General features: G+C 35.8%; 5 protein-coding genes. 3 read left to right on the top strand and 2 right to left on the bottom strand.

The features are described from left to right. A partial coding sequence (locus FW757_RS22925; RefSeq protein WP_446441766.1) for an ArnT family glycosyltransferase occupies window positions 1–1,333 on the bottom strand: 1,333 nt, incomplete at its 3' end. Further along, window positions 1,326–2,324: a glycosyltransferase family 2 protein gene (locus tag FW757_RS22920; protein ID WP_182719600.1), complete on the bottom strand. Its 999-nt coding sequence runs from the start codon at window positions 2,322–2,324 to the stop codon at window positions 1,326–1,328. The genes FW757_RS22925 and FW757_RS22920, both read right to left, overlap by 8 nt. Before the next feature lie 130 nt (window positions 2,325–2,454). Between FW757_RS22920 and FW757_RS22915 the strand changes: the two genes are divergently transcribed. The 3 genes from FW757_RS22915 (at window position 2,455) to FW757_RS22905 (ending at window position 4,045) form a co-directional block, all read left to right on the top strand. Beyond that, window positions 2,455–2,868: a GtrA family protein gene (locus FW757_RS22915; RefSeq protein WP_182719601.1), complete on the top strand. Its 414-nt coding sequence runs from the start codon at window positions 2,455–2,457 to the stop codon at window positions 2,866–2,868. Window positions 2,869–2,870: 2 nt separating this feature from the next. Further along, entirely contained in the window at window positions 2,871–3,608 is a 738-nt protein-coding gene (locus FW757_RS22910; protein ID WP_182762705.1) for an efflux RND transporter periplasmic adaptor subunit, read from the top strand. 170 nt (window positions 3,609–3,778) lie between these two features. Continuing rightward, complete coding sequence (locus tag FW757_RS22905; protein ID WP_182762707.1) at window positions 3,779–4,045, top strand: hypothetical protein; 267 nt, start codon at window positions 3,779–3,781, stop codon at window positions 4,043–4,045. The last annotated feature ends 14 nt before the right edge of the window (window positions 4,046–4,059 follow it).

The following is a 4,059-nucleotide window of genomic DNA, read 5'->3' as shown; positions in this document are numbered from 1 at the left end:
ACTCGTCCTGCTTTATAGCAATATATATTTTTCCACTACTGTTAACTAAGTCTCGTAAATATGCTTTTTCATTTATTTGTTTAGCTCTACCATTTGAATAAAACTGTCCACTAAATGGGCGTTTATTCCAATAATACAAAGGGGCTTCTTTAAACGATTTTTGATGTAATTCGAGTAGCTTATGTTCGCTTTTGTGCTCCCATGCACCCTTTAGCAGTGCACTTAACATAGCTATTAAGGTTAAAACCGTAAATAAAGCCAAGTAATTGCATAGCTTAGTAAATTTTATGTTTAAGGCTATCAGTATAGCTAATGCACTAAAACCAGGTAGCACATAGATTGGCAACACATTACCAGCTAAAGTAAATAGTAATAGTGGCGAAATCACCCAACAAATAAGGTACTTATTTATATTTGGCTGGTCGGGTTCTTTTCTAAGTGCTTTTTTAATATTTTCTTTTTTGAATAGTAGTCCTAAAGCTAAAAATGACCAAGGGCTTGCGCACAGTAACCAATAAAACCAAATTGTACCTCTAGGTTTAACGTGCGCTGTGCCATAAAGATCGCCTTCCCATCCAGATACAAGGAATCGCTGAATATGTTCACCAACTATAAAATATTCTAAAAAGCCCGGAGTACGTATTTCGGCTAGAATGTACCAAGGTAAAGTTAGACCTAAAAAAACGAACATCCCACTTACCCAAGGCAAGCGTCTTATAGCTACTTTAAAGCAGCCTTGCCAAGCGCTCCAAACAACGAGTGAAATCCCTATAAGCACGACAGCAACAGGTCCTTTAATTAGCATACCGAGCGCTAAAGAGACAAAAAATAAATAGCCATAAAGTTGGTTTTTTTGAGCATAGCATTGCCAATAGCTAAACATTGCAAGGGTATAAGCAAGAAGCAAAGCACTATCCGTCATAACCATGCCAATAGCAACGATAAACCCTAAGCTAGAAACTAGCACCAATATAGATAAAACACTTTTACTTAAATTCGTCAGGGATAATGTGAATCGAAAGACCAAGTAACAGGTTAATAAACCACACAATAAGTGAGGTAAACGAGCAGTAAACTCATTTATACCTAAAAAATTAAAACTAATGGCACTCAGCCAGGTTTGAATTGGAGGTTTCCCCCAAAATGGCACGTCGTAATCAAACTGAGGGGTAACCCAGTTACGAGTTTCTACCATGATACGAGCCATTTCCCCATACCTAGCCTCAGTTGTATCGTAGAGAGGGAAAAGTCCTAGTGAGACAAGCCTTATAGCGATCAAGGAAATAATAATTGCTAAAGCCCAATATACTGTAGAATTTATTTTATCAGCCATGTTTTTTCACCATGCCGTTCTGACTCTTTTGGCTTTGTTTATCCATTATTAAATATATAGGACGCCCTTTGGTCTCAGCATAAATACGTCCAATATACTCACCTAAGACGCCTATAGCTATCAGTTGAACTCCCCCTAAGAATAACTGGGTCAACATTATCGAAGGGTAACCCGCAACGGTTTCTCCAAAGAATAGAGTCTTGGCAACAACCCATAAGCCATAAAAAAATGCGGATGTAGATATTAAAGTGCCGACCCAGGTCGATATTTGTAAAGGCTTTACACTAAAAGCTGTAATGCCAGATAGGCCTAACTTTACCAGCTGAAAGAAAGACCACTTTGTCTCTCCTGCAACGCGTTCAGGACGCTCAAAACTAATTGTTGTTTGCTTATATCCTGGCCATGAAAGAATTCCTTTCATATAGCGGCTTCTTTCTGATAATTTCTTTATATCATCAACAACTCTTCTACTTAATAGCCTAAAATCACCTACGTCCTTTTGTAATGGAACCTCAGATAAATGGTCAAGTAACCTGTAATAAATGTGAGCGCTCCAACGTTTTAAGCGTGACTCACCTAAGCGGGATGACCGTTTCATATTTACAACATCAAAACCTTGTTTCCATGCATTTAGCATTTTAGGAATAAGTTCAGGTGGATCTTGTAAATCAGCATCCAATAAAATAATAGCTTCACCTCTAGCATTATCTATACCAGCGGTCATCGCGGCTTCTTTACCAAAGTTACGACTTAAGTTAATGCATTCAATATCGGCATAATGATTGGTTAAATTTGACATTGCATTCCAGCTATCGTCAGTACTTCCATCATTAATATAAATGACTTCCACATGCTCGTTTAATAACAAGCTTAGAGCTTTCGATAGGTGGTGATTAAAGATAGGCAGCATTTCTTGCTCGTTATAAACAGGCACTATGATGCTCAGCGTTATATCTTCATTAACAGACTTAGGGTGTTCGACCAGTTTCATTAAGCTCTCCAATAATTTTACAAAGCAAGCTTAAAACAACCTGAGTCTATAAAAAGTCAATGCATCAAGACAATTTATAGACATCTTCTAATTAATAATGGCTCTACGATTAATTATTTAATGCTTAATAATGCAGCAACTAAAAAAATTTTGTTTTGTAGGAGGTGCAGGGTTCATTGTTGATAGTTTTATTTTTTTTATTTTAGTAAATCATATCGATTCAATTATAACCGCACGCGCAATAGCATTTTGGCTAGCAGCTAGCACAACATGGTTAGGTAATAGAGTTTACACCTTCAATAACCAGGCTTATGAAAGCGCTGTAAAACAATGGAGTAAGCACATGTTCGCAGCTCATTTATCTGGCGTAATCAATTTAATAGTTTTTTGGATAGCCAAAGAGCTTTTCTTAATTCACTTCGCTTTTTGCTTAGGAATTATGGCCGGTTTGGTAAGTAACTACCTTTTAGCTAATAGGTTTGTATTTACTAAAAATTCTAACGAAAGAAAAAACAACTTCCTTCTCAATAAAATTAGGGACTAGAAATGCAAGTCAATAAAGTGAAAATAATCACTGTTCTTATTACTTTTAGCGTAGCAATTTGTGCATTAATTATTTTGGCAACACCTCCAAAACTGCCTTTATCATCCAGTAATAACAAAGCTTTAGTAGTCAATATATTAAAGGCTAAACCTCAAGAATTTACACCCAGTTATCAAGCTTATGGCCGAATAGAAACACCAAATATTCTAACTTTATTTGCACAAGTCGAAGGTGAAATTTTATTCCTTAATAATAATTTTGAAGTTGGTAGTCGAGTAAATAGGAGTGAAACTATTTATCATATTGATGATGAGGACTATAAAAACCAGCTACAAGCTCGATTGGGAGAGCTTAAAGTAGCAGAAGCTAACTTAAAGCTTGAGCTCGGTGAGCAACGCTTTTCGAAAAGTGAATACAAAAGGGTTAGACCTAAAAAAGACAGCCCTAATTTAAAACTACAAGAATCATTAATGTTGCGAAAGCCTCAATTAGAAATAGCTAAAGCTAATATTTTAATTGCAACAAGCAACCTAGAACTCGCAAAAAAAAATTTAGAACGTTGTAAATTTCAATCTAAAGAAAACTACGTCGTTTTAGAAAAGAGCGCTTACCAAGGCGACTTTGTTAAAAAGGGAGATAAGATTGGTACTTTTGCTCAACTCTCTGAGCTTAGGGTAAGCTTATCAATACCTCACGATGTTGCTTCAGTATTGTCTATTGGTCAGCGGTTTAAGGTTTAAGGTTTAAGGTTTAAGGTTTAAGGTTTAAGGTTTAAGGTTTAAGGTTTAAGGTTTATCGAGACGATAATACATTTTTTAATGCCCATATATCTCAAATACCTCCAACACAAGCGCTAACTAGCCAACTACAAAGTGTTTATCTAACTGTAGATAATGACAGTGGAACGCTGATGATAAATGAATTTGTGGCCGCAGAGCTAACTTTACCTACTTTTAAAAATGTACTTAAAGTTCCTTTATCTTCTATTGATGGCGACAAGATTTGGCTCGTCGATAAGAACAATCAATTGTTTTCGAAAAGGGTTAACGTAATTTGGAAAAATAAAGAGAGTATCATAATCAAAAATATTCTAGAGGAAGGGATGTCTATAGTAAAAAACAAAGTGTCTGGTGCTAAAAATGGATTGAAAGCTGATATTAGCAACGGAGAGCTGTAATGAAAAATAGTAAA

This window comes from Pseudoalteromonas sp. 1181_04 (assembly GCF_052850545.1).
This window is presented reverse-complemented; position numbering and strand designations above follow the sequence as displayed.

What these genes read in the sequence shown, in the direction of transcription:
- FW757_RS22910 (WP_182762705.1), top strand. Translation starts at nt 2,871, where the DNA reads ATGCAAGTCAATAAAGTGAAAATAATCACTGTTCTTATTACTTTTAGC.
- FW757_RS22920 (WP_182719600.1), bottom strand. Translation starts at nt 2,324, where the DNA reads ATGAAACTGGTCGAACACCCTAAGTCTGTTAATGAAGATATAACGCTG.
- FW757_RS22905 (WP_182762707.1), top strand. Translation starts at nt 3,779, where the DNA reads ATGATAAATGAATTTGTGGCCGCAGAGCTAACTTTACCTACTTTTAAA.
- FW757_RS22915 (WP_182719601.1), top strand. Translation starts at nt 2,455, where the DNA reads ATGCAGCAACTAAAAAAATTTTGTTTTGTAGGAGGTGCAGGGTTCATT.